This is a genomic window from Frondihabitans sp. GW821-FHT04F02 (genome assembly GCF_059420045.1).
The window spans coordinates 969,025-992,519 of sequence record NZ_JBWKSZ010000001.1 but is presented as its reverse complement, the minus strand read 5'-3'; the positions used below and the strand labels follow the sequence as shown (position 1 = coordinate 992,519).

The 23,495-nt window shown below is 72.4% G+C and carries 23 protein-coding genes; 12 read left to right on the top strand and 11 right to left on the bottom strand.

The window, feature by feature from the left end; genetic code table 11:
- The first annotated feature begins 1 nt into the window (after position 1).
- Complete coding sequence (locus tag AC07TY_RS04675) at positions 2-1,789, top strand: N-acetylglutaminylglutamine amidotransferase (RefSeq protein ID WP_123504337.1); 1,788 nt, start codon at positions 2-4, stop codon at positions 1,787-1,789.
- A complete protein-coding gene (locus AC07TY_RS04670; protein ID WP_494784465.1) occupies positions 1,786-3,627 on the top strand; it encodes a S9 family peptidase in 1,842 nt (613 codons plus the stop codon). Before AC07TY_RS04675 ends, AC07TY_RS04670 begins: the two co-directional genes overlap by 4 nt.
- Before the next feature lie 30 nt (positions 3,628-3,657).
- Here the strand turns inward: AC07TY_RS04670 and AC07TY_RS04665 are convergent, their stop codons facing one another.
- Positions 3,658-4,641 (bottom strand): EamA family transporter, encoded by a 984-nt coding sequence (locus tag AC07TY_RS04665; protein WP_494784464.1) that lies wholly within the window; start codon positions 4,639-4,641, stop codon positions 3,658-3,660.
- A 96-nt stretch (positions 4,642-4,737) separates the two neighbouring features.
- On the opposite strand from AC07TY_RS04665, the gene AC07TY_RS04660 reads away from it, so the two are divergent.
- Positions 4,738-5,301, top strand: a complete 564-nt coding sequence (locus AC07TY_RS04660) for a CGNR zinc finger domain-containing protein (RefSeq protein WP_123504339.1) — start codon at positions 4,738-4,740, stop codon at positions 5,299-5,301.
- A 72-nt stretch (positions 5,302-5,373) separates the two neighbouring features.
- The gene (locus AC07TY_RS04655) at positions 5,374-5,751 is read left to right on the top strand and encodes a hypothetical protein (protein WP_123504340.1); all 378 of its coding nucleotides are present in this window, start codon (positions 5,374-5,376) and stop codon (positions 5,749-5,751) included.
- 30 nt (positions 5,752-5,781) lie between these two features.
- On the opposite strand, the gene AC07TY_RS04650 is transcribed toward AC07TY_RS04655, so the two are convergent.
- The 6 genes from AC07TY_RS04650 to AC07TY_RS04625 are packed head-to-tail and all read right to left on the bottom strand — an operon-like array spanning position 5,782 to position 13,812.
- Positions 5,782-6,396, bottom strand: coding sequence for a hypothetical protein (locus AC07TY_RS04650; RefSeq protein WP_123504341.1), 615 nt, complete (start codon positions 6,394-6,396; stop codon positions 5,782-5,784).
- Positions 6,389-10,348 carry a type VII secretion protein EccCa gene (gene eccCa, locus AC07TY_RS04645; RefSeq protein WP_494784463.1) on the bottom strand — a complete coding sequence of 1,320 codons (3,960 nt, stop codon included), beginning with the start codon at positions 10,346-10,348 and terminating at the stop codon, positions 6,389-6,391. The genes AC07TY_RS04650 and eccCa overlap by 8 nt, the downstream gene beginning before the upstream one ends.
- Positions 10,345-11,205, bottom strand: coding sequence for a P-loop NTPase family protein (locus AC07TY_RS04640; RefSeq protein WP_494784462.1), 861 nt, complete (start codon positions 11,203-11,205; stop codon positions 10,345-10,347). The genes eccCa and AC07TY_RS04640 overlap by 4 nt, the downstream gene beginning before the upstream one ends.
- A complete protein-coding gene (locus AC07TY_RS04635) occupies positions 11,205-12,542 on the bottom strand; it encodes an EsaB/YukD family protein (RefSeq protein WP_494784461.1) in 1,338 nt (445 codons plus the stop codon). The genes AC07TY_RS04640 and AC07TY_RS04635 overlap by 1 nt, the downstream gene beginning before the upstream one ends.
- Complete coding sequence (locus AC07TY_RS04630; RefSeq protein ID WP_123504345.1) at positions 12,539-12,778, bottom strand: hypothetical protein; 240 nt, start codon at positions 12,776-12,778, stop codon at positions 12,539-12,541. Before AC07TY_RS04630 ends, AC07TY_RS04635 begins: the two co-directional genes overlap by 4 nt.
- Entirely contained in the window at positions 12,775-13,812 is a 1,038-nt protein-coding gene (locus AC07TY_RS04625) for an FHA domain-containing protein (RefSeq protein WP_494784460.1), read from the bottom strand. Before AC07TY_RS04625 ends, AC07TY_RS04630 begins: the two co-directional genes overlap by 4 nt.
- A 228-nt stretch (positions 13,813-14,040) precedes the next feature.
- On the opposite strand from AC07TY_RS04625, the gene AC07TY_RS04620 reads away from it, so the two are divergent.
- The 5 genes from AC07TY_RS04620 to AC07TY_RS04600 are packed head-to-tail and all read left to right on the top strand — an operon-like array spanning position 14,041 to position 18,576.
- The gene (locus tag AC07TY_RS04620; RefSeq protein WP_123504347.1) at positions 14,041-14,376 is read left to right on the top strand and encodes a hypothetical protein; all 336 of its coding nucleotides are present in this window, start codon (positions 14,041-14,043) and stop codon (positions 14,374-14,376) included.
- Between the two features lie 13 nt (positions 14,377-14,389).
- Entirely contained in the window at positions 14,390-14,704 is a 315-nt protein-coding gene (locus tag AC07TY_RS04615; protein WP_123504348.1) for a pore-forming ESAT-6 family protein, read from the top strand.
- Positions 14,705-14,733: 29 nt separating this feature from the next.
- Entirely contained in the window at positions 14,734-15,138 is a 405-nt protein-coding gene (locus AC07TY_RS04610; protein ID WP_123504349.1) for a DUF6507 family protein, read from the top strand.
- Positions 15,135-17,540 (top strand): DNA/RNA non-specific endonuclease, encoded by a 2,406-nt coding sequence (locus AC07TY_RS04605; protein ID WP_494784459.1) that lies wholly within the window; start codon positions 15,135-15,137, stop codon positions 17,538-17,540. Before AC07TY_RS04610 ends, AC07TY_RS04605 begins: the two co-directional genes overlap by 4 nt.
- A 49-nt stretch (positions 17,541-17,589) precedes the next feature.
- Positions 17,590-18,576, top strand: coding sequence for a hypothetical protein (locus tag AC07TY_RS04600; protein WP_494784458.1), 987 nt, complete (start codon positions 17,590-17,592; stop codon positions 18,574-18,576).
- Here AC07TY_RS04600 and AC07TY_RS04595 read toward each other — a convergent pair.
- Together AC07TY_RS04595 and AC07TY_RS04590 are read right to left on the bottom strand one after the other, a co-directional pair.
- The gene (locus AC07TY_RS04595; RefSeq protein ID WP_494784457.1) at positions 18,573-18,962 is read right to left on the bottom strand and encodes a hypothetical protein; all 390 of its coding nucleotides are present in this window, start codon (positions 18,960-18,962) and stop codon (positions 18,573-18,575) included. The two genes, AC07TY_RS04600 and AC07TY_RS04595, sit on opposite strands and share 4 nt — an antisense overlap.
- On the bottom strand, positions 18,952-20,040 hold the full coding sequence (locus AC07TY_RS04590; RefSeq protein WP_494784456.1) for a DUF6177 family protein: 1,089 nt from the start codon (positions 20,038-20,040) through the stop codon (positions 18,952-18,954). The genes AC07TY_RS04595 and AC07TY_RS04590 overlap by 11 nt, the downstream gene beginning before the upstream one ends.
- Positions 20,041-20,133: 93 nt before the next feature.
- On the opposite strand from AC07TY_RS04590, the gene AC07TY_RS04585 reads away from it, so the two are divergent.
- The 3 genes from AC07TY_RS04585 (at position 20,134) to AC07TY_RS04575 (ending at position 22,409) form a co-directional block, all read left to right on the top strand.
- A complete protein-coding gene (locus AC07TY_RS04585) occupies positions 20,134-20,469 on the top strand; it encodes a DUF1294 domain-containing protein (protein WP_494784454.1) in 336 nt (111 codons plus the stop codon).
- A gap of 276 nt (positions 20,470-20,745) precedes the next feature.
- Positions 20,746-21,567 (top strand): hypothetical protein, encoded by an 822-nt coding sequence (locus tag AC07TY_RS04580; protein ID WP_494784453.1) that lies wholly within the window; start codon positions 20,746-20,748, stop codon positions 21,565-21,567.
- Positions 21,568-21,896: 329 nt separating this feature from the next.
- The gene (locus AC07TY_RS04575; protein ID WP_494784452.1) at positions 21,897-22,409 is read left to right on the top strand and encodes a DUF427 domain-containing protein; all 513 of its coding nucleotides are present in this window, start codon (positions 21,897-21,899) and stop codon (positions 22,407-22,409) included.
- A gap of 70 nt (positions 22,410-22,479) precedes the next feature.
- Here the strand turns inward: AC07TY_RS04575 and AC07TY_RS04570 are convergent, their stop codons facing one another.
- Both AC07TY_RS04570 and AC07TY_RS04565 read right to left on the bottom strand, forming a co-directional pair.
- Positions 22,480-22,962: a DoxX family protein gene (locus tag AC07TY_RS04570; RefSeq protein ID WP_123504357.1), complete on the bottom strand. Its 483-nt coding sequence runs from the start codon at positions 22,960-22,962 to the stop codon at positions 22,480-22,482.
- Between the two features lie 44 nt (positions 22,963-23,006).
- Complete coding sequence (locus tag AC07TY_RS04565) at positions 23,007-23,480, bottom strand: SRPBCC family protein (RefSeq protein WP_123504358.1); 474 nt, start codon at positions 23,478-23,480, stop codon at positions 23,007-23,009.
- Positions 23,481-23,495 lie beyond the last annotated feature (15 nt).

Genomic DNA, 23,495 nt, shown 5'->3' with positions numbered 1-23,495 from the left:
CGTGTGCGGGCTCGCGGGCGAGCTGCGGTTCGACGGGCGGCAGGCGGATCCTGCGACCCTCAGCCGGATGTCGGGCTGCCAGGTGCACCGCGGCCCCGACGGCGACGGCCTGTGGACGCGCGGACCGATCGGCCTCGCGCACCGCCGGCTCTCGATCATCGACCTCAGCCCTGCCGGCGCGCAGCCCATGGTCGACGCCGAGCTCGGGCTGACGATCGCCTACAACGGCATGATCTACAACTACGTCGAGCTCCGCGACGAGCTGCGCCGCAAGGGGCATCACTTCTTCTCGACCTCCGACACCGAGGTGATCCTCAAGGCCTACGCCGAGTGGGGCACGCGGTTCGCGAGCCACCTGCTCGGCATGTTCGCCATCGCGATCTGGGAGCACCGGTCGGGCCGGTTGATCCTGGTGCGCGACCGCCTCGGCATCAAGCCGCTCTACTACGACGCGACGCCCGAGCGGATCCGGTTCGCGTCGACCCTGCCGGCGCTCCTGGCGGGCGGCGGCACCGACACCTCGATCGACGTCGACGCGCTGGCCGAGTACCTCACGTTCCACTCGGTCGTGCCGGCGCCGCGCACCATCCTGAACGGCGTCAAGAAGCTGCCGCCGGCGACGATCCGCGTGGTCGAGCCCACCGGCGAGCACTCCGACACCCTCTACTGGGAGGCCGCGTTCGCTCGCGACGAGGCCGAGGCCGGCTGGAGCGACCAGGACTGGCAGGACGCCCTGATCGACTCGCTCCGCACCGCCGTCAAGCGCCGCATGGTGTCGGACGTCCCGGTGGGCGTGCTCCTCTCGGGCGGAATCGACTCCAGCCTCGTCGTGGCGCTCCTGGCCGAGGCCGGCCAGACCGACCTGGCGACGTTCAGCATCGGCTTCGAGTCGGCGGGCGGCGAGTCGGGCGACGAGTTCGAGTACTCGTCGATCGTCGCGAAGGAGTTCGGCACCGACCACCACCGCATCCCGATCCCCGGCGACCAGCTGCTGCCCGGCATCGACGGCGCCATCGCCGCGATGAGCGAGCCGATGGTGAGCCACGACTGCGTCGCCTTCTACCTGCTGAGCCAGGAGGTGTCGAAGAGCATCAAGGTGGTGCAGTCGGGCCAGGGTGCCGACGAGGTGCTCGGCGGCTACGACTGGTACCCGCCGCTGAACGGCGTGCCGCGCGCGCGAGCCGCCGAGGCGTACGCGTCGGTGTTCTTCGATCGGCGCTGGCGCGACATGCCGCGGATCCTGCGCCCGGAGTGGCTGGCCGAGACCGACGTGCCCTCCCTGTTCGTCGACGAGCACTTCGCCCGGCCCGGCGCCGAGACCAGCGTCGACGCGGCCCTGCGGATCGACACCTCGATCATGCTGACCGACGACCCGGTCAAGCGCGTCGACAACATGACGATGGCGTGGGGGCTCGAGGCGCGCGTCCCCTTCCTCGACCACGAGCTCGTCGAGCTGGCCGGGCGGATCCCGCCGCAGCTCAAGCTGCAGGACGGCGGCAAGGGGGTCCTGAAGCGGGCCGCCCGCGGCATCGTCCCGGATGCCGTGATCGACCGCACCAAGGGTTACTTCCCGGTGCCGGCGATCCGCCAGCTCGAGGGGCCCTACCTGCAGAAGGTGCGCGACGCCCTGCTCGATCCTGCCGCCCGCGAGCGAGGATTCTTCCACCCGGCTACCGTCGAGTCGATGCTCGCGAATCCCAACGACGCCCGGACCACCCTCGGCTCCAACGCCCTCTGGCAGCTCGCCACCCTCGAGATGTGGCTGCAGGCCCAGGGGGTCACCTCGTGACGGCTGTGAACACCGCCGCCGATCCGTTCGTCGACCAGCTCGTCGGCGCGTGGGGCTCCTGGGGCCCGACCATGACCCGGAACGCCCGTCGCGTCGCCTTCGTCAGCGACCGCTTCGGCTCTCCCGAGGTGTTCGTCCAGGACGTCATCAGCGCAGGAACTCTCCCGACCCCGCACCGCATCACCCTGAGCGACGACCCCGTCATCGCCGTCTCGTGGTCGGCCGACAGCGCCTGGCTCGCCGTCGCCGTGGCCACCGACGGCGGTGTGCGCCAGCAGGTCTGGGTCGTGCGGCCCGACGGCTCCGACGCGCAGCGCATCGCCGGATCGCGCGACCAGCACGCCGAGCTCGGACCGTGGTCGCGCAGCGGCCACCGGGTCGTCGTCACGCTGCCCTCGACCGAGCCGGAGCAGCCGGCTCGCGCCTACCTCGTCGACCCCGAGTCGGGCGCCCGTGACGACCTGGCCACCGGCGAGCTGATCCACATCCTCGACGTGTCGGTCGAGGAGCGTCTCGTGATCCTGCGCGACGGCGGTCGCGGCCACGAGTTCGTCGTCGTGGTCGACCGCCTCACCGACGACGACCACCCGCTGCTCGTCGAGCCGTGGGCGGGGTCGGCCGAGACGGCGCTGATCCGGCCCTCGCCCGAGTCGGAGTCGAGCCCGCTCATCGCCTACCTGGCCACCGAGGCCGGGCTGCCTCGGCGTCAGCTCGTCGCGATGCCGCTCGGCCCGCACGGCTGGCGCGGCGAGTCGCACGTTCTCGCCGGCCGCGACGACGCGGAGCTCGAAGAGCTCGACGCCGACGACGCCGGGCGGGTGCTGCTGCTGGTCTGGAACGCCGCCGGACGCAGCGAGATCGACCTGCTCGACACCGCCTCCGGCCAGCGCACCCGGGTCGACGGCCTCCCCGGCCAGGTCGTCACCAACCCGGTCATCTCGCGCGACGGCCGCAGCGTGCTCCTCACGGTCGAGGGGCCGCTCCGCCCGCGCGCGCTCTGGCGCCTCGACACCTCGACGCACGCCTGGTCGCCGGTCACCGACGGGCCCGAGCTGCCCGAGGGCCTCGTCGAGCCGACGCTCGAGACCCTCACCGCGCGCGACGGGCTGACGCTGACCGGGTGGCTGTACCGCGCGGCGTCAGGCGACGGCCCGCCCGCCGCGATGATCCACCTGCACGGCGGCCCCGAGTCGCAGGAGCGCCCCGCCTTCTCGCCCCAGCACCAGGTGCTCGTCGCCGCCGGCATCACCGTCTTCGCGCCGAACATCCGGGGATCCTCCGGCTTCGGCTCGGAGTTCGTTCACGCCGACGACCTCGCCCTCCGCTGGAACGCGCACGCCGACATCGTCGACTGCCGCGACTGGCTTCTGGCGCAGCAACTCGCCGTCGCCTCCACCGTCGCCGTCGAAGGGCGCTCCTACGGCGGCTACGCCACGCTCGCGTCGCTCGCCTTCACGCCCGACGTCTTCGCCGCCGGCGTGGCCGTCTGCGGCATGAGCGACCTTCACACGTTCTACCGCGACACCGAGCCGTGGATCGCGGCGGCCGCCACCACCAAGTACGGGCACCCGGTCGACGACGCGGAGCTGCTCGCCGAGCTGTCGCCGCTCGGCCGGGCCGACGACATCGTCGCACCGCTGCTGGTCGTGCACGGCGAGCTCGACACCAACGTGCCGGTGGGGGAGTCGCACCAGATCGTCGCGGCCCTCGACGAGCGCGGCGCCGACGTGGCGTACCTCGAGCTGGCCGGGGAGGGGCACGAGTACCGCAGGGCCGACTCGAAGCGGGAGCTCGTTCGGACGATGGTCGAGTTCCTGCGCCAGAAGCTTCTGGGCTGACCGGCTTGGGCTGACTGCTTCTGGGCGGGACTAGACGAGGGTGAGCGGCCCTGTCGGCGTGGGGTCGATGGCCGGTGCCGCGGGCCCGGTCGGGATGCGCGTCGAGGCGTCGCCCCTGGCCGAGCGGACGAACGCGATACCGGCCAGGATCAGGACGCCGCCGAGCAGCTGCGGCACCGTCAGGTCTTCGCCGAGCAGCACCCACGCGTACAGGGTCGCCGCGACGACCTCGAGCAGGCCGGCGAACGAGGCGAGGCGGGCCCCGAGCATCTCGCTGGCCGTGATGTTGGCCGTGTAGGCGATCGCGGTGGCGACGAGCCCGACGATCAAGACGGGCACCCACCAGTCGACGGTCGATCCGAGCACGGTGACGGGCGCGAAGCTCGCGGTGAACGGCAGCGCGCCCACCACGCCGAGGGCGCCGAGCACGAGTCCGCCGATCAGGAGGCCTCCGGCGGCGAGAGCGACGGAGGGCAGCCCGTCGGCCGGAGCCGCCGCCACCACGTAGTAGATCGCGCAGCCGACCATGGCCAGCACGCCGAAGAACAGGCCGAGAGCGTCGAGGTGCACGCCCGAGGCCGGTGCGACGACGAGCACGAGGCCCGCCACGGCGACGACGCTGCCCACGATCACCACGGTCTCGGGGCGGCGCCGCGTGCGGACCCACACCAGCCCGACGAGCAGAAGCGGAGCCATGTACTCCAGCAGGATCGCGGTGCCGACCGGAACCCGCTGGATCGCCGCGAAGTACGCCAGCTGGCACCCCGCCACGCCGATGACCGCCATGGCAAGCACGCGCCAGCGGCCGCGCCACAGCGCGCTCCAGCGGCCGCGGAGGCTGATCGCGGCGACGGGTGCGAGCACGATCCCGCCGACCAGGGCGCGCACGGTGACCGCCGCCGCCGGGCTCCAGCCGGCCTCGAGCATCGGCTTCACGAACGCGCCCGACATGCCGAAGGTGAACGCGGCGACGACGGCGATGACGAGGCCGGTGGTGGTGGACGAGCGGGGCATGGGCGGTCCTTGATCGAGGCGTGTGCGCGAGTCGGAGATGAGAGGTTGTCGTGCTTCTGATCGAGACGTTAGTGTGGCTCTGAGTAAGGAGTCAACTTGCATTTTGCCCCTGACACCGACGAGGCCCTCGAGTTCGTCGTGGCCCTGTCGAACACGGTGCCCACGGCGTCGAGATCGGGCGTCGACGAGATCGCGACGCCGTCCGAGCTGACGGCGCTGCTCGATGCGTTCGGGTACTCCGGGCGGTTCGATCGCGACGAGGCCGAGCTCGTCGCCGTGCTCGACGCGCGCGACCGCCTGCGCGGGGTCTTTGTGATGGACCGCGATGCCGCCGTCGCCGAGGTCAACCTCATGCTGCGCGAGGTCGGCGCCCTGCCGCAGCTCGTCCGGCACGACGCTCTGGACTGGCACCTGCACGCGACCGACCTCACGGCGCCGCTCGCCGACCGCATCCGCGTCGAGGCCGCGCTCGCGCTCGTCGACGTGCTCCGCAGCGACGAGATGGGGCGCCTGCGCACCTGCGAGGCCTTCGACTGCGACGGCGTGCTGGTCGACCTCTCGCGCAACGGGTCGAAGCGGTTCTGCAGCGTGCGGTGCGGCAACCGGATGAACATGGTGGCGTTCCGGGCGCGGGCCGCCGCCGGCGACCTCACCTCATGAGGGCGACCGCCGAGCACTCGTAGCGGACGACAAGGGTTCGGGTCGACAATGGACCGAGACAGAAGGCATGCAATGGAAACCGTCAGCTACAGCATCTCGATGGTCCTCTTCGCTGTGATCCTCGCCGAGACCGCCCTCACGGGGCGGGTCCGCAGGACGGTGAAGGGCTCTCGCGAGCGCTACGTCGCTCTGACGCAGCGCCGGATCCTGAGCTGGGCAGTCGTCGTGGGCTTCGCGGCGCAGGGCGTCGTCGGACTGCTCGACGGACAGCAGCTCTCGGTGCTGAGCCTCGCCATGTCGGTGTATCTCGCGTACCAGGAGATCAAGAACCACAAGGACGACGACGACTGGTTCAAGGGCCGCCGCAAGAAGATCTGGGCCGGCGTCAAGAAGCGCCTCGCCGCGCGGCCGCCCGTGCGGATCCCGGCGCCGTCGCCGGTCTTCGGCTGAGGTCCTGCTCCGCGGCGCAGAGTGTGCGGGTCAGCGGGCCCGACGGTGCATCGCAAGCAGCTCGCCGGATCGCTGCGCCAGCGCGGCCTGGCCGCGGCGGGCAGGCATCCCCAGACGCGTGAGCGGGATCCGGCCGCCGATCGCGAGGGCCTCGTCGCGCGGGAACAGCACCACGGCACCCTGTCCGAACCGGTCGCGCAGAACCTCGGCGGTTCGGCCGATGCGCGAGCGCCCCGCGGCCCCGTTGGCGACGACGACGAGGCGCGAGGTCCCGGCGGCGCCGAACCGGTCGGCCGCGGTCGAGAGCAGCCGCTCGGCGAGCGACAGGCCGGCGGGCGACGCGGCTGTCACGGCGACCAGGAGGTCGTGGGGCGCCTCGAGGGCGTCGATTCCTCCGGTGAACGCGTGCGGCCCGATGTCGTGCAGCGCGAGCGAGTCGTCGAGCTGCGCGACGTCGTCGCCGTTGGTCAGCCGGGCGCCCAGGTCGCCGCCGGAGTGGTCGTAGAGCACCGGCGCACCCTCGAGCGAGTGCCGGAGGCTCTCGAAGACGAGCGCGGCCAGCGTGGTCGTGCCGGTGCCGCCGGCGGTCCCGGCGAGCACGACCCGGACCCCGCGGGTCTCGCGGCGCCGCTCGAAGTCAGACATCGGCAGCCCCGTCGGCGGACACGACCCCGGCCCCGAAGTGCGCCACCTGCGCCACGAACGGCCGCTCGCCGCGCCGCACGAGGCGGCCGCGCCCGGCGACCATCTGCTCGGCATACAGCCGCGGCAGGATCTGCCCCTCGGCGCGCTCGCCCGACATGAGGAAGGTGGAGCCGCCGGTGTCGCGGATCGACTGGAGCGACGTGTCGAAGAGGGCGCGCTGGAGGCCGGCGACCGGCCTCGCGAGGAGGACGTTGAGGCGCAGGTCGCGCGCCGACGGGAGGTACGGGAGGAGGGGCCGCAGCGGCTCGGTGCCGCCCGAGGCGAGGATGTCGAAGTCGTCGGCGACCACGACGATGCGGGGTCCTTTCGATCGGTCGGGTGACGCGCCACGGCTGTCGAGTTCCTGCGCGATCGCGGTCGTCAGCTGGCGGGCCTCGAGCGCGGACGACGCGTAGCCGCCGAGGTAGTCGTCGGGGGTGACGTCGGCGAGGGTGCCGCGGGCGTCCATCACGGCTATCACGAGCTCGTCGGCCGTGTAGCGCTCGACGAGCCCCTCGATCAGGCCGCGCAGCAGGGTCGTCTTGCCCGAGCCGCCGTCTCCGAAGACGGTGAGGTGCTGGTCGGTGTGCTGCAGGTCGAGGACGGCGGGCTGCATGGTGTCCTGGCGGAGGCCGAACGGGATCCGGTCGGGCTCGTCGAAGACGTCGGGCAGCTCGGAGGGCGTGTAGTCGGTCGGCAGCAGGCGGATCGGGGCCGCGGCGGGGCCGTTCCAGCTGGCGCTCGCGCGAGCGGCGAGCTGCGCCATCGCCTCGGGCACGCCGTCGTCGTCGACGTCGTCGAGCACCGGCAGGGCGATCTGCGCGAAGCGGCGCTCCTCCGTGATCATGCGGCCCTTCTGCGACGGCTGGATCGTCTGCGCGAGCTTGCGGTCGATGACCGAGTCGGCTGCGTCGTTGAGGCGGAGCTCGAGGCGGGTGCCGATCAGGGGCTGGAGGTTCATCCGCACCTCGTTCCAGCGGGTGAGCGACAGGACGACGTGGATGCCGAAGCTCGACCCGCGCTGGAGCAGCTCGGCGAGCGGCTGGTCGAAGCGCTCGAACTCGTCGCGCACGGCGCCGTAGCCGTCGACCAGCAGGATCACGTCGGCGGACGGCAGCTCGGGCAGTCCTCCTGCGGCGTGCCGGGCACGGAGCGCCGGCAGCGAGTCGATGCCGTTCTCGCGGAACACCCGCTCGCGCTGCGTGAGCATCAGGTGCAGCTCTTCGAGGAGGCGCAGCACGCGGTCGGGGTCGGAGCGCGTGGCGACGCCGCCGACGTGCGGGAACCCCTCGATGCGCGCCAGGCCGCCGCCCGAGAGGTCGAGGCCGTAGACCGCCACCTGGCGGGGCGTCGTCGTGAGCGCCGTGGCGGCGGCGACCGACCGCAGCAGCGTCGAGCGGCCGGTCTGCGGGGCGCCGATGACGGCCGCGTGGCCGCCGGAGCGGGTGAGGTCGAGCACCCACGAGCCCTGCGACTGGCTGGCCGGGTCGTCGACGAGGCCGAGCGGGATCCGGAGGGCCTCGTCGAGCTCGCGTCGCCCCTGGACCACGCGCGACAGGGCGAGCCGGTCCGGGAGCGGCGGGAGCCAGACCGGGCTGACCGTGCGTCCGGCGACACGGAGCCGGTCGACGGCCTCGTCGACGAGGGCGCGGCCGACGGATGGTCGCTCGAGCTCGGCCTCCGGCTCGTCGCCGGTCGCGTCTGCCGAGGCCAGCGTGTTGTAGGCGGGCAGGACCAGCGGCTCGGGCCGGGCGGCGGGGTCCGAGGCCGGGCTGGTCGACTGCTCGATCGGCCCCGAGACGTAGCCGGCGCGGAACCGCCGGTAGATCGACGTGTCGACCTTGAGGTAGCCGTAGCCGGGGATCGCGGGCAGGTGGAAGGCGTCGGGCCGGTCGAGGATCGTCGTCGACTCCGCCTCCGAGAAGGTGCGGAGGCCGATCCGGTACGACAGGTAGGTGTCGAGGCCGCGCAGCTTGCCGGCCTCGATCCGCTGGCTCGACAGCAGCAGGTGCACGCCGATCGAGCGCCCGATGCGGCCGATCGTCATCAGCAGGTCGATGAACTCGGGCTCGGCCGTCAGCAGCTCGCCGAACTCGTCGATGACCAGCAGCAGGTGCGGCAGCGGCGGGAGCTCGGGGCGCTGCTCGCGCAGCTCGCGGTAGTGCGTGATCGAGGGCGAGCTGTCGGCGTCGCGCAGCACCTTCTGGCGGCGCACCACCTCGCCGGCGATCGACGCCCGGGCGCGCTCGGTGAGGCCCGCGTCGTCGGCGAGATTGTCGATGATCCCGGCGACGTGGGGCAGGCCGGCGAAGGCCGCGAATGCTGCGCCGCCCTTGTAGTCGACGAGCACCATGCTCAGGTCTTCGGGGGAGTGCGACAGGCCCAGGCCGAGCACCAGCGTGCGGAGCATCTCGCTCTTGCCTGATCCGGTCGCGCCGATGCAGATGCCGTGTGGTCCCATGCCGAGCTGTGCCGACTCCTTCAGGTCGAGCAGCACGGGCGCGCCGAAGTCGTCCAGGCCGATCGGCACGCGCAGGAAGTCGCGGGGCGACCGGGGCGTCCAGGCGTTCTCCGGGGCCACGCGGGTCACGTCGGCGATGCCGAGCAGGTCGGTGACGCTGATCCCCTCGACCGACTCCGCTTCGTCCTGAGCGGTGAGGCTGAGCCGCAGCGGGGCCAGCTCGCGGGTGAGCGTCTGGAACGTCGAGGGGGCCACGCTGTCGAGCCGCACGGTCGAGGTCGTGACCTCGCCGTTCGCCTCCACCCGGGCGTCGGTCACCACGGCCTCGTCGCCGTCGACGGTCACCCGGACCGTGACGTTCGACGGCTCGTGCAGGCGGTCGCTCAGCAGGTGCACCGCCGTCACCTGCAGGTCGGCGAGGTCGAGGTCGGCGTCGGGCACCGGCAGGCCGCTGGCGACGTGGCCGTAGTCATCGACGAACACGACGAGGCGCGAGCCGAGCGCGGTTCCCGACGTGCCCGCGCTGCGTTTCGCCGTCGCGGCGAGCTGCGCCCGGTCGGCGAGCTCACCTCCGATCACACGGAGCAGAGCCGTCGTGTCGGTGGCGATCCTGCGCGCAGGAACGGGCCCATCCCTCAGCGCGTCATCGACGGCGTGCGGCAGGAGGTCGAAGCCGTCCCACTCGGCCGCCGCGTCGGCGGGGTAGGCGGCGGCCAGATGCAGGTCGTCGGGCGAGTGCAGCGCGGCCAGCTGGCTGATCAGGGCCTGGGCGGCGCGCACGACACCGTCGCGGTCGCCGATGATCGCCACGTGGCCCGCGTGGTCGAGGTCGAGGGTCACCGGCATCCCGGCGACCATCGAGTAGTGCCGCGCGACGGTCTCCGCCTCGGCCAGCATGATCGGGTCGAACGGCTGCACGGGGTTCTGGTCGCGGGGCAGGGTGAGGTCGAACCAGCGGACGTCGCCGGTGCCGAGGCGGACGTCGAGGAAGTCCGTGTCGCTGCGGCGCCGCTCCCACAGTCGCGCGGGGTCGCGCACCAGCTCGGTGAGCGCCGCGGGCTCCGGGTTGAGGGTCGCCGCCTTGGCGCGCACCTCGCGGCCCCGGCGGCGCATCGTGCCGCGGGTGCGCTCCAGGAAGTCGAGGTACCTCTCGCGCTGCGTCCGGCGGGTGCGGGCGGCATTGCCGCGCTGCGACACGGCCATCCCGAGTCCGCCGACGAGTGCCACGACCAGCACCAGTGCTCCGACGACCATGAACACGGGGTTCGCGTTCCGGAGTACGACGATCATGATGATCGACGAGAACGAGCCGACCACGGGGAGCAGCGTCTGCAGGGGGATGCCGCCGACCGGGCCCTCGGTGAGGGCCGGCGGGGGAGCGAGCGGCTCCTCCTCGTCGGGGCGGAGCGGCCGGCTGACGCGGGTCGGACGGTGCACGAGGCGGCGGGTCATCGGAGCGCCTCCTCGGCGAGGGCCGGTGTCGCCAGTGGCGGCATGAGACGAGCGGCGAGCCGCGTCGTCGCGAGTCGCGACCGGGTCGACAGCTCGGCGCTCCCGGCCGGTGCGTCTGCGGAGCGCGCCGGATCGAAGGGGATCCGGATGATCGTGGTGCCGGGCTCCCAGCGCACGGCCTCGGGGGCACGCCCGCCGGTGTCGCCGAGGTCGACGGCGGCCAGGACGACGCGCGGCCGGCTCTCGAGGGCGCTGAGCGCGCGCCCGACGGCGACGGCCTGCTCGAGGCTGGACCGGTCGGCACGGGCGACCAGGCACACGGCGTGGCTTCCCGCGGCGACGCCGCCCAGGTCGAGCTCGGGGCGCCGGACGCCCCAGTCGGTGCAGACGACGTCGAAGAACCGTGTGATCGGCGCGACCGAGAGGGCCCAGTCGGCCTCGGTCGCGGCGATGGGCGCCGGCCCCGGCCGCACGTCGAGAAGGTGCAGCCCGCCCGGCGACACCGCGAGACCGGCCGACGCGTCGGTGAACCCGCGAGGTGATCGACGACGGGGATCGGGCTCGCCGCCCGGCTCGACGTCGGTCGCGCCGGAGTGCCAGAGCAGCGTGCGGTCGCCGCCGGACGCCGCGACGCCGAGCACCGGGCCGCGCCGCCGGTGCGCCAGGAGGCTCGCCACGGCCGCCGACGCGGTCGAGGTGCCGGTTCCTCCGGCGAGCTGGACGAAGGCGATCCGGTGGCTGAGCGCGAGGGGCGCCCGGATGACGCGGTCGGCGCCGTCGAGCTCGGTGAGGCCGGCCGTGGCGGAGCCGAAGACGGCCGCGGGCGCGCCGGCGAGAAGGCTGCGGAGGGCCGGCATCAGAACGCTCCCAGGAGCTGACCGAAGACGCCGAATGCACCGAGCGCGAGCGGGACCAGGGCGATGACGGCGAGCGACTCGACGACGTTGCCGAGTCGGCGGAGCGACGCGCGCTGGTGGATCGCGGGCCGGGCGATGACGAGGAGGGCGACGACGAGTGCGACGGCGCCGAGCAGCCAGGTCGATCCCGGGTGCCAGACGACGAAGCCGACGATCGGGACGAGTGCGGCGACCCAGAGCGCCCAAGCCTGTGCCGCGAGGGGGAAGGCGCGCGTGCGCAGGGCGGAGACCAGGATCGCGACGGCGGCGAGCGCGTTCAGCCAGGGATCCTGCGACCACACCAGCCCGGTCAGGCCAGCGGCGAGTGCGGTGGCGACGGCGAAGGTGGTCCAGGTGAGGGTGCGGTAGGCGTCGCCGACGGTCTGGAGCACCGACGTGCGTTCGGCCAGGCGCCCGGCCATGACCTGGTCGTCGAGGCCGGTGAGGCCCGACGCGCTCATGGCGTACCAGGGAACGAGACCGCAGGCCACGGCGGCGAGCAGCGTGAGGATCGCGGCCGCCTCGCCGAGCGGGAGCCCGGCGGTCAGCATCGCCGACGCCACGATCCCCGAGACCGCACCGGCGGCGGATCCGAGGGCTGCCGGGCGCGATCGACGGCCGACCCCGACGCCGAGCAGCAGCGCGAGCCAGGCGAAGACGAGCAGGGCGGCCACCGGGAACGCCACCGCGTCGAGAACGAACTGCTCCTTGGTCTCGACGACTTCCACGCCTGCCTCGAAGCCGAAACGGAGCCCCGTGGCCAGCCAGACGGCTGCGGGCAGGGAGAGCCCGAGCGCCGCTCCGAGCAGCACCCGCGAGGCGGAGACCCGGCCGGCCAGGCCGAGCGATGCAGCGGCGACAGCGGCGACCGCCCAGCCGGCCACGGCGGCGACCGGCGCGGTGTCGGTTCCGAATCCGGCGACGAGCGCGAGGACTCCGATGGCGCCGGCGCCGAGCACCGTGCGGTGGCCGGCCGACCAGAGTCCGGGTCGCGTGGCGAGGGTCTCGCTCACGGTGTCGGTGACGTCGCTGACCTCGGGCGGCGGCGGAGCCTCATCGAGCCGCAGGAGGCGCAGGACCTCCCCGTCGCCGACACCCTGCTCCGCCGTCGACATCGTGGCGTCGAGCTGCTCGCCGGTCAGCCGAACCAGCGTCAGCGGGCGGGCGACGCTCGCGACGCGCTCCTCGAGGAGCTCCATCAGCCGGGGCACCAGCGCGCCGATCGACTCGTCGCTCGGGACCACGATCGTCGCCCGTCTCGCCGAGCCGACGATCGTCAGACGCGTGTAGTCGGTCACTGCGGAGCTGCCGTCGACGTCGAGGACGCCGCCTTCTGGTCGGCCAGGGCGTTCAGCACGAACGACGTGCCGACGCAGCCCGCGCAGATGACCGCGCCGAGCACGACGCTGCCGATGAGCCTCTTCACGTTGTCGTTGACGTCGCGCCGCTCGGCGAGCTCGCCGACCAGAAATGCGCCGCGAAGCCTCGCCCGGTGCGTCCTGACCGACTCGAGGAGGATGGCGTCGTTGTTCATGCGGGTGCTCCTGGGAGGATCTGGATGGTGCGGCGGCCGATCTCGACGCGCCAGCCGGGCGAGGCCGCCGACTTCAGGCCCGGGACGAGCGGTCGGTAGCCGCCGTCGGCGTCGACGATCGCGCTGCCGTTCGTGGTGTTCAGGTCGGTGACCCACAGCAGGCCGTCGCGCCAGTCGAGGAGCACGTGCGTGCGAGAGAGGCTCCGCGACAGGTCGGGGAGGGCGTGGACGTCGGTGCCGCGGGCGTCGGTCTCGGGGTTGCGGCCGACGAGCAGCGACCCCGACAGCTCGAGCTCGGCGCCGGTGTCGAAGAGGAGGCGGACCGACGCCAGCGCGGTGCCGGTGGCGTCGGCGGTCGCGGCGCGGGCCCCGTGGCGGCTGCGGCGGGGCGAGTCGGCGGCGCTCGGCGGGACGTCCCCGAGGTCGTGGGGAGAGAGCCCGTGCGGTGAGTCGCCCTGTGCCCGCCTGCCGAGGGGACGCTCGGACGGACTCGGCTCGGCCCCGGACGCCACGTGGAGCTCTGCGAGCGACGCCGCCGAGCTGACCGGGGCCAGCGGATCGCGGCCCCGCGAGAGATCCGCCGTGAGGACGGAGCGCGGGCGCCAGGGCACGAGAGCGGCCTCAGCGGCCCCGAGGACAGTGGACGGAAGCGCCGTCAGGTTGTCGACGCGGCGGAGGTTCAGCACGCGCAGGCCGAGGGTGCGGCCGGTACGAGAGAGGAACGCCAGCTGGACGGCGGCGACCACGACGATGCCGACGATCAGGGCGGCGACGACCAGGCCCGAGCCGAGGGCCGCGGCTCCGCCCAGGGCCCCGCCCAGGATCGCCGCGGCGACGTCGACCGCATCGGCCGCACGCCGGCGCGAGGGCACCGCCTGGACCACGCCGGCGGTGAGCCCGGCGCTCTGCACGAGGGCCCCTCCCGCTGCGGACGGCAGCTGTCGGGCACCGCAACGGGTGCAGAAGAGATCGTCGGAGGGGAGGATCGTCGCGCACCGCGCGCAGCTCAGAGAACCCAGCAGGGCGCCGCTCATGAGTGCTCCCCCCTGGTAGCCGTCAACGTCGAATACCCTACGATAACGGCCCCGACGGCCTGTTTTGTCAGGGGACGAAATGCTGTCGGCAACCCGGGGGACAATCCGCGAGTGAAGTTGCATGATGCGCAATCGGGGCGCAGGATGGTTTGGCGACCCTCGTTGAGGGGGTGCGGGCGGTCTTGCAACCAGGGCCGGCAACGACGATGAGATCGATGGGGGATCACCGTGAAGTTCGCAATGGGCGCAGACACTCTCGGAGTGCTGAGCAAGAAGACCGGCGGGGCGTCGCAAGACCTCGGAGCGCAGGTCAAGGCGCTGGTTCAGGCGGCCGAGCCGCTCCAAGGCAAGTTCAACGGCCAGGGGCGCGCCGCCTTCGACCGCTTCAAGGGTCAGTCCGACGAGGTCGCGAACGAGCTCAACGCCTCGCTGTCGGCCGTGCTCACCGGCATCGGCGGCATGAACACCGCATTCGGAACCGGCGACCAGCAGCTCGCCGACGACCAGGCCCAGGCCCAGGGCTCGGTCAACTTCGACGCCGCGCGCTTCAGCGGCTCGCACTGAGGGGGAGAGACAGATGGCAGGCAACCAGGCAGACCGCCGCGACTACGACGTCGCCGCGTCGCAGAGCGCTCAAGACAACTTCAACACCGTCGCCGCACGCCTCGAGGCGCTCATCGACCAGCGCGACGGCGACGTCCGTGCCGCGATGAGCGACTACCAGGCCGACGGCGTGTCGGACGAATACCAGTCGAAAGAGCTCCGCTGGAAGAACGCGGCCGCCGAGGTCAAGCAGATCATCCAGACCCTCCGCACGTCGCTCCAGAGCAACGACGACACCGCGCAGGCCACGCTCCAGAAGGCGAAGAGCGCGGTCGACAACATCGGCTGACCGGGCCGTTCCATGCAAGGGGGAGCACCATGACCTGGAAGGTCGATCCGGCCGGCGTGAAGTCGGTCCTCTCGAGCGTCACCACTGAGAGCGCGCCCATCTACGACGCGCTCGGCAAGGTCGACGCCACCGTGCAGTCGGCGGCGCTCAACGCGCAGTCGCAGGTCATCGCGTCGGCGCTCGGCGAGTTCTTCTCGTCGATCACGAAGTCGACCGAGACCGTGCAGCAGCGCATCCCGGCCGCCGTCGACGGTGCCGCCACCGCGACGATCGCGATCAACCACGGCGACGAGGAGATGGCGGCGACCTCCGAGTCGATGGCCGTCCACGCCGCGACGACGAACGACTTCTCGTTCTTCGACGGGCAGGGCTCTGGCACGGACGCAGGATCCGCCCCGACGCCGTCGAGCCAGCGCCCCGGGGCCGCCCAGTGAGCCTCATCGACCCCGCCGCCCTCCCCGGCGAAGGGCTGCGGCCCTGGCAGGTCGCCGCCGACGCGACCACCCTCGACGGCCTGGGCACCGACATCCGCGACGCCGGTGCCGCGACGCTCCGCGCCTGGCAGACCCTGCCCGCGTCATATCAGTCGGACGGCGCCGAGCACCTCTACGACGTGATGACCCCGGTGGGGCAGGCCTCGACCGTCATCGGCGACGGCTTCGGCGCTGTGGCCGCAGCCCTCTCGGCCTACGCCGAGGCGGTGACGCCGATCCAGAAGCAGCTCGCCGCGCTCAAGGCCGAGGCGCAGACGTTCGTCTACCAGGCGAACCACTACACGGCGCACGACCAGGTCAGCACCGACCCGTGGGTGATCGCCAGCGGCGTCGTCACGGGCAGCATCCTGCCGACGGTCACCATCGACTCCTGGGATCAGGACCAGGCGATGGTCGACAAGAACAACGACCTCATCCGCCGCGGCAAAGACCTCGCCGACCAGTGGATCGCCGCTCAGGAGACGTGCGCCGCCGCGATCCTGACCGCAGCCGGCCAGTCGCCCGACTCGACGTCGGGTCGTCAGACACCCGCCGAGATCATGGACCAGGTCGAGGCGATGATGCCGAAGATGCCGTGGGAGGGCGAGAAAGACATCACGACCCCATGGGGCTCGACCGGCAGCCGAAAGGAATCCTGCGGCGAGAAGACGCTCGGATTCCCGGCGCACCTTGTCGGGGGAGTGGTCACCGGTGCTTACAAGATGGTGCAGGGTGTCAATACCCTCCTCACCGGCTACGACGGAACTGGCGTGCCCTGGTACGCCGAGCTCATCGCCGGCGCTGTGACCGGGCGGTCCGACCTGACCGGCGACGCCTGGAGCCGGGCCGGGCAGGCGTACGGCGGTGCCTGGATGGGTCTGTCGCATCTGGCCGCGTCGTTGAACCCGGTGCAGCAGGCGATCGACGGCCTCGCTCTGTCGCCGCTCGCCGACGTCCTCCCCGACGCGGTGAAGACCACGATGCAGGATCAGGCCCACGCCGACTTCACCGCACTCGGTGACACGGTCGGCGGCCTCGTCGGGCTGAAGCTCCCCGACCAGTGGTGGGAGTCGAAGTCGTGGGACGGCTACAACATCGCGCAGTCGTGGATCGACGACCCCGGCGGGGCCGCCGGCGAGTCGGTCTTCAACATCGGGTCGTTCTTCATCCCTGGCGCCGGCGAGGTCGGCGCGGGAGCGCACGGCGCCGAGGCAGCCGGAGCCGCGGCGCACGGCGCCGAGGCGTCGCACCTCGGCGGGTTCGCCGAGGCCGTGGGCAAGGCCGGCACGCCGCTCGACCTCATCGCCGCCACCAAGGGCGTCGACTCCGAGGTGCTCAAGGGCATCGAGCCGGTGCGCCTGGCCGACGACGCCGTGCCGCCGGTGGCCGACCTCTCCGAGATCGACACGGTCCACGACCTCCAGTCCAAGGTGTGGTCGGGGCACGACGCCCCCGTCGAGCAGCTGCCGAGCGCCGTCGAGCACGAGCCTGCGCTCGTCGGCTCCGGTGCCTCGGGTGCCGAGCACGGCGCCTCCGGGTCCGGCGCCGCGGACTCGGTCCGGCCGCCGTCCGCCGAGCACGGCTCGACGACGGTCGAGCGCGGCCCCGATGCCAGCCCGCAGAGCCACGTCGACGCATCGCAGCCCTCGCACGCAAGTGGGCCGTCGCACGCCGACTCCGGTTCGGGCAGCGGCGGCTCGGGCAGCAGCGGCTCAGGCAGCGGCGCCTCCGGCCACGGCTCGAGCGGCGGGGAGACCCCGCAGCACGGCGCGGACGGCGACCTCGGCGGTCAGCCGCACGACGCGGGGCCTCACCGTTCGTCGGAGTACGTCGAGACGCCTCCCGACCACGTCGCCACCGCCACCGACCCGGCCGTCGTCACGCTCGACTCGGGCAGCCCCGGCGCGTGGAACCACGAGATGTACCACAGCAGGATCGAGCCGAACACGGTCTACGTCGTCGACGACGGCAAGTACGTCTTCCACACCGACGACGTCGGCCGGCTGCAGCACGCTGAGGGGCACTTCGATCCGAACCAGGTGACGGACGGCACGGCTCGCAACGCGTATCAGCAGCGCGTCATGCCGGGCAAGATCCCGGGTTACGACGCGGGCCACCCGTTCGGGATTCGCTTCGACACCCCGGCTGAAGGTCTCAACAACGTGCCGCAGCTGTCCGAGGTCAACCGCGGCGCGTATCGCGCTCTGGAAGACTCGTGGGCCAAGAAGATCGACGCCGGTCACAGTGTCGATGTGACGATCGACTTCTCCTATCCGCACGGCGACCCGACGCGAATTCCCACCGGCTACACAGTCGAGTGGAACATCGACGGGAAGATGTATCAGCGGTCCTTCCGAAACTGATCGGTGCCATCCTGGTAGCCGTGCAACCGACGAAAGCGACAGCAAAGCAGTGAGTCCCACTCTCGAAGAAGTCCAGAGGTCCGCCGACGCCCAACGCGAGCTGGCCCTCATGCTCTTCCGTGCGGCTCCCCCGGGTGAGTGGATCACCCTCGTGAGCGAGTTCGTCGAGGGCGGATCGGCGAATATCGCGAGTTCAGAGGTCATTCGCGCTGATTCGTCCACGGACAGTGTCAGGGGCGGGTTCGCCGTCTTCGAAGCCTGGTCCGCCGTTCGCGCCGCGATGGTCGACGGTGAGAGAGGCACGTGGCTGTCGGCGACCGTGACCATCGAGGCGGCCGGCAGGTTCCACTACGACTTCAACTACGACGTCCGACCGTACGGTGGTTCTCTCACCGGCCTGCTCACGCCGCCCGACGACCCGGACGACGTCATGCCGACCGACGACGACTGGCGCGAAGACCTGCGCCGCTACCCGCGCTCGGCCGAGTTCCTGCCCCCCTGGCTCGCCGCCCTCGCGGGCGTCGGCGATGCCCCCGTGGTCGCGCCCGACGAGGCCCTCGACTCGCCTGTCATCACGGCCGCCCTCGCAGCGCCTGTCACCTGGCCGGATCAGCTCTCCGCGCTCGAGAGCTCACCCGAGTGGAGCGACCTCTTCGCCGCGGTGTCGGCGAGTACCACCGCGCAGCTCGACGCGAACCGCGACATCGCCTCGGTGCTCGCCTCCGAGAGCAAGCGTGCCGAGTGGGGCGGCTGGCTCGACAGCCTCCTGCAGGCCGTGTTCAGCGATGTGTTCGCGAGCCGCATCGAGTCAGGCGACGTCGCCGGCCTCGAGCGGGTGTGGCGTCCCCTCGAAACCGCGGGCCTCGCGAAGGCGCCGGCAGGACTCGAGAACGTCGACCGGTCGGCACCCGTCGCCGGGGTCGGCGGCAGGGTGCCCGACGTCGTGACGCGACTTGTCGACGACGTCTCCGATGCGCTCGGCGACCTCATCGCAGGGCAGCTGACCCAGCGGTTCGGAGCGACGCCGGAGGCCTAGGGGGCCGGGTCGGTCGACGGCGGCATCGGCGGGGACGCCAGGTCGACGAGGGTGCCGCCGAGGGCTGAGGCGATCGCTTCGGCGAGGCGGACGGCCAGTTGCTGCGCCGCACCCCATGGCACGACCACATCGGACCACCAGACGTGCTCCAGGGTGCCCGGCCGAGCCTGGGCACCCGGCAGGATCCGCGCGATCTCGTCGGGCCCGGGGGCGCGCTGCGGGTGCAGGACGGTCACGAGCGGATCGGACTCCGGCGTGCTGAAGCGGGCCAGCAGGCCGCCGGCGTCGAGGTGCAGCGCGATCGGCACCCCGATGGCGTCGGCCGCGCTTCGGAAGGCCGCATCGCCGGGCATCTCGGGCGTCAGCAGCACGAACTCACGGGGCATCGGGGTGCGCCTCTCGGATCGAATCGTTCGTCTGGCGCATGCTCGGGCGCAGGCGCAAGCCGGTGAGCTGCTCGAGGCGATCGCGGCCGAGCGCCTCGACGACGGCTTCGGCGCGGGGCCAGCCACCGGTGCGGTCGGCGGGATCGTCGCGGAGCGGGAAGACGAGGGCCGGCACGCGGGGACGGCCGGCGAGGACGGCTCCGAACCGGTCGGCCATCCCGGCCGGGTCGAGCCCCAGGTCGCGGACCGCCGGGGCGCCGATCAGGAGGGCGACGGGCTCGGGATCCTGCCGCACGAAAGGTCGCGTGGCCAGATCGCGGTTGCCCACGCGTGCAAAGATCGAGGCGACGAGGGGGAGGGCCTCGTCGGCTAGCGACGCCAGCAGGCTCGGGGCGGCATGGAACGCGCGGGCCACGGCACTGGTCCCGGGCGCGCCGACGCCGACGAGGCCGGTGACGACCTCCTCGACGCCGCGGTCGGTGCGTCGCCCCAGGAGGCTCGCCGCCAGGGGGTGCTCGGCTGAGCCGCCGACCAGCACGCGGGTGTCGTGCGGCATGCGGGCGCGGATCGCGGCCGTCACGGCGTCCTTGCTCCACGGCTCGTCGAGGGGCTCGGCGGTGCCCCACCAGGTCGGGGCCGTGGCGCCGCCGAGGGTCGCGAACACCTCCGCGGCACGGCCGAGGCAGGTCGCGTCGTCGGCCCGGTGCCGGATCGAGGCCGACACCACGAACTGCGTCTGGTCGGGCTGCTCGAGGGTGGCGTAGCGCGACGACACGGCGTCGTCGTCAGCGGGTGGTTCGAGCACGGCCTCGACCGACGGCAGCGTGCGGCCGGTGATCCCGTCGCGCAGCCCCTCGGCCGAGCGGACCACCCATGCACCGCCGGCGATCGCCATGAGGTCGCGGTAGGCGTCGGTGAGCCGGGTCTGCTCGTCGCTCACGAGCACCACCCTGAGGCCGGCGGACGCCGCCCGGATGAACAGGTCGGACCGCAGCTGCGTCAGCGCGACGACCCGGGCGCGAGTCTCGGTGTGCACCATCCCCGGCGAGACGGCGTCGGCGAGCGGATGGAAGGGCACTCGTCCAGGCTAGCTCCGCGTGCCGGGCTGTGTCGTCAGCCGGGTGATCTGGTGTGCAGAGACGTGCGGCACCTCGCCCAGTACCATCGCCGAGTGCGCTCCCTCCTCTCGTGGCTCTCCCTCCCGGCCTTCGCGGCCCTGTACCTCTGGCGCGCCTCTGTCCGCGAGTTCCCGTCGGGCACGCCGTGGATCTACCTGGCCCTCGGCGTGCTGCTGTTCGTCGTCTACGGCGTCGACAAGCGGGCCGCGCGGCGGCGCACGTGGCGGATCAGCGAGCGCAACCTGCTCGTGGTCGGCGTGCTGGGCGGCTGGATGGGCGCCGTCGTCGCGCAGCAGGTGTTCCGGCACAAGACGCGCAAGTCGTCGTTCCAGTGGGCGTTCTGGGCGACCGTGACGGTGAACGCGGTCGTGGTGCTGGCGTTCGTCTGATCATCACCCCGGATGTCGGCTGCGTCTGTCATCATCGACGCATCTCGTCGCCCCTGGCTCGTGAACATCGCGGCGTCGGCGGCGTGGCGCTGCGCGTTGCGCTCGGTGGCAAGGATTGCTGGCAGAGGCGTCCTCGTGGGGCGCGCACGCGTCCTCGTGAGCGAACGCAGTGCGCGGGCGCAGTGCGCGGGCGCTGTGCGCGCACGCGGGGCGAGCTCGCCGGGTCTCGTCCTCGAGTACGAGGTCATTGTCGGCGGCATCGCCTAGCCTCGTCTGGTGCCCCGTCGTCCGTCGTCCCGTCGCAGTGCCGTGCCCACGCGGAGTCCGCGCCGGTCCACCGCGGCCCGCCGCCGCCGCTCGACGGCCGGCCGCGGCTCGGCGAGGCCGCGCGGCGGCAACCGCCGGCGCGCCGGCCTCACGCCGCGGCCGACCCAGCGGCTGCTCGGGTTCGCGCTCGCGATCGGCTCGGGCCTCGTCGTCACCCTAGTCGTCGCGATCGGCATCTCCGCGGTCGCGTCGGGTGTCGGCACCCGGATCGGCGACGCCGCGAACGCCGTCGCGAAGGCCGCCTCGGGCGGAGCCGCCGGACAGTCGGGGACGACGGCCGGCGGAGCCGACGCGGGGTCGGCCGGGGTCAGCTGCCCGGCCGTGAAGGCGGTGCAGGTCGGGAGCGTCCGAGTTCCTGCGGGCCCGATCGCCGGCTACTGCCAGGACCGCCTGATCAACGCCGCCCACATCATCAACGCCGCACGGGCTCAGGGCATCGGCACGCGCACCCAGGCGATCGGCGTGATGACGGCGATGGGCGAGTCGAGCCTCGTCAACATCGACCACGGCGACGCGGTCGGGCCCGACAGTCGCGGGCTGTTTCAGCAGCGCGACAACGGGGCGTGGGGCACATACTCCGACCGCATGACCCCGTACATTGCGGCAACCCACTTCTTCGACAAGCTCGTGCGGCTGCCGAGCTGGAAGACGCTCGCGCCGACCGAGGCCGCGCACGAGGTGCAGGTCAACGCCGATCCGAACCACTACGCGTCGTACTGGCCGGCGGCCGTCGCGGTCGTCGGGGCGCTGTCGGGGCCTGTGCCGCAGTAGCGCGTGGTCCTTGTGCAAGGACGCCACGTCGCTTCACGAGGGGATTCGTGTCGGGGTGCACGCGGCACAAGGAGAAGCGGGCGTCGGTGCGACGCTGACAGGGACGTCTACGCGCAAGATCCTTGCGAGCGCGCGCGGCCCGAACAGGGATGGAGTCGCGGTGCGCGTTCCTTTGGCGAGGACGGCGCGTGTGCGCGCAAGGACATTCGCGCCGTCGTGCGCGCGTGACAAGGAGGAGCGCGCGTCGGCGCGACTCTGACGAGGACGTCTACGCGCAGAATCCTCGCGAGCGTGTGAGCGCACACGGCGAGCAGGAGCACGATGGCCCCATGCGCCACACCGCCCGCCGCCCCCCGCACCGCGTCGACCCCGGCCCCGGCCAGGAGTCCGTCTGGGACTACCCGCGCCCGCCCCGCGTCGAGCCGTCGGGCGAGCACATCGTCGTGCGGCTCGGCGGCCAGACGGTCGCCGAGACGGACGCGTCGTTCCGCGTGCTCGAGACGAGCCACCCGCCGGTCTACTACCTGCCCCGCTCAGCGTTCTCGCCCGGCGCGCTGCAGCCCGCCCCGGGCCGGAGCCTCTGCGAGTTCAAGGGGCAGGCGGCGTACCTCGACGTCGTCGCCGGGGGAGTCGTCGCTCCGCGCGCCGGCTGGTTCTACCGCGAGCCGTGGCCGGGCTTCGAGATGCTGCGCGACACGGTCGCCGTCTACCCCGGCGCGATGGAGTCGTGCGACGTCGACGGCGAGCGGGTCGCCGCGCAGGAGGGCGACTTCTACGGCGGCTGGATCACGGCGCGCATCGTCGGGCCGTTCAAGGGAGCGCCCGGCACGCTGGGCTGGTGACGCTCCGCGGGGAGGCCGTGCCTCATCCGCAGGAACTCGCGCACCGAGCGCGGATCGATGACGCGGGGCGCTAGTTCCTGCGCCCCATCTCGATCACGGCCGTCGACGCGGCGAAACCGGCGGCGAGGGCGAACAGGGTGCCGCCCACTCCCCACTTCTTCTTGCCGAAGAGGGCGTCGAACGAGACGTGCCCGGGGCCGGACGCCACTGCGGCGAGCGCCGCGATGAGCGTCGCGTTGTACTCGTAGCCGCCGTCGGCGTTCCACGGGCCGTTCTTCACGTGGACGGTGCGGATCGCCGTCGTCATGGTGGCGATGAGGCCGGCCGCGGCGAGCGGGGTGGCGGCGCCGAGCACGATGGCCGCGCCCCCGGCGGTCTCCGTGGCCGCGGCGAGGAGCGCGTTGCGCTTGGCCGGGCGGAGTTCGAGCGACTCCATCATGCCGGCGGCGCCTTCGAGGCCGGGGCCGCCGAAGGATCCGTTGAGCTTCTGGAGTCCGTGGCCGATGAAGAAGCCGCCGACGGTGATGCGGAGGAGTGTCGTCCCGAGAGTCATGGTCTCGTTCTACTCCCGCGGAGGTCGCGGCGCACGACGCCGCGTCAGCCCTTCTCGACCAGCGCCTTGAGCTTCGCGAGCCCGGTCTCGAAGTCGCCGCCGATCATCTTGTCGAAGTTCATGAACAGGCCCATGATGCGCGACATCACGTTCTTGGGGCTGTACATGGTCCAGACGACCTTGGTCGCGCCGTCGGTCTCGAACAGGCCGAAGTGCACCTTGCTCGACGTCGTGAATGGGCGCGTGAAGTCGAGGTCGATGGTGACGGCGGTCGGCGCGATCTTCGCGACGGTCATGTGGCCCGCTCCGGTCTTGCGGTCGCCGTCCCAGCCGTAGAACGCGCCGACCTCGCCCTGCGGGCCCTGGTACTCGCGCTTGGTGCCGCTCTTCTCCCACGGCGACCAGTCGACCCAGGTCGTGAAGTCGGTCAGATAGGGGAGGATCGCGGACGCGGGCGCCGAGATCACCGTCGAGCGGACGGTCGTCGTGTGGTTCGCAGGTGCCTCGGTCGCTGTCATGGCCACACGTTACTG

What these genes read in the sequence shown, in the direction of transcription:
- eccCa (WP_494784463.1), bottom strand. Translation starts at nt 10,348, where the DNA reads ATGACCCGCCGCCTCGTGCACCGTCCGACCCGCGTCAGCCGGCCGCTC.
- AC07TY_RS04610 (WP_123504349.1), top strand. Translation starts at nt 14,734, where the DNA reads ATGACCTGGAAGGTCGATCCGGCCGGCGTGAAGTCGGTCCTCTCGAGC.
- AC07TY_RS04625 (WP_494784460.1), bottom strand. Translation starts at nt 13,812, where the DNA reads ATGAGCGGCGCCCTGCTGGGTTCTCTGAGCTGCGCGCGGTGCGCGACG.
- AC07TY_RS04640 (WP_494784462.1), bottom strand. Translation starts at nt 11,205, where the DNA reads ATGCCGGCCCTCCGCAGCCTTCTCGCCGGCGCGCCCGCGGCCGTCTTC.
- AC07TY_RS04615 (WP_123504348.1), top strand. Translation starts at nt 14,390, where the DNA reads ATGGCAGGCAACCAGGCAGACCGCCGCGACTACGACGTCGCCGCGTCG.
- AC07TY_RS04565 (WP_123504358.1), bottom strand. Translation starts at nt 23,480, where the DNA reads ATGACAGCGACCGAGGCACCTGCGAACCACACGACGACCGTCCGCTCG.
- AC07TY_RS04655 (WP_123504340.1), top strand. Translation starts at nt 5,374, where the DNA reads ATGGAAACCGTCAGCTACAGCATCTCGATGGTCCTCTTCGCTGTGATC.
- AC07TY_RS04595 (WP_494784457.1), bottom strand. Translation starts at nt 18,962, where the DNA reads ATGCCCCGTGAGTTCGTGCTGCTGACGCCCGAGATGCCCGGCGATGCG.
- AC07TY_RS04575 (WP_494784452.1), top strand. Translation starts at nt 21,897, where the DNA reads ATGCGCCACACCGCCCGCCGCCCCCCGCACCGCGTCGACCCCGGCCCC.
- AC07TY_RS04570 (WP_123504357.1), bottom strand. Translation starts at nt 22,962, where the DNA reads ATGACTCTCGGGACGACACTCCTCCGCATCACCGTCGGCGGCTTCTTC.
- AC07TY_RS04665 (WP_494784464.1), bottom strand. Translation starts at nt 4,641, where the DNA reads ATGCCCCGCTCGTCCACCACCACCGGCCTCGTCATCGCCGTCGTCGCC.
- AC07TY_RS04630 (WP_123504345.1), bottom strand. Translation starts at nt 12,778, where the DNA reads ATGAACAACGACGCCATCCTCCTCGAGTCGGTCAGGACGCACCGGGCG.
- AC07TY_RS04650 (WP_123504341.1), bottom strand. Translation starts at nt 6,396, where the DNA reads ATGTCTGACTTCGAGCGGCGCCGCGAGACCCGCGGGGTCCGGGTCGTG.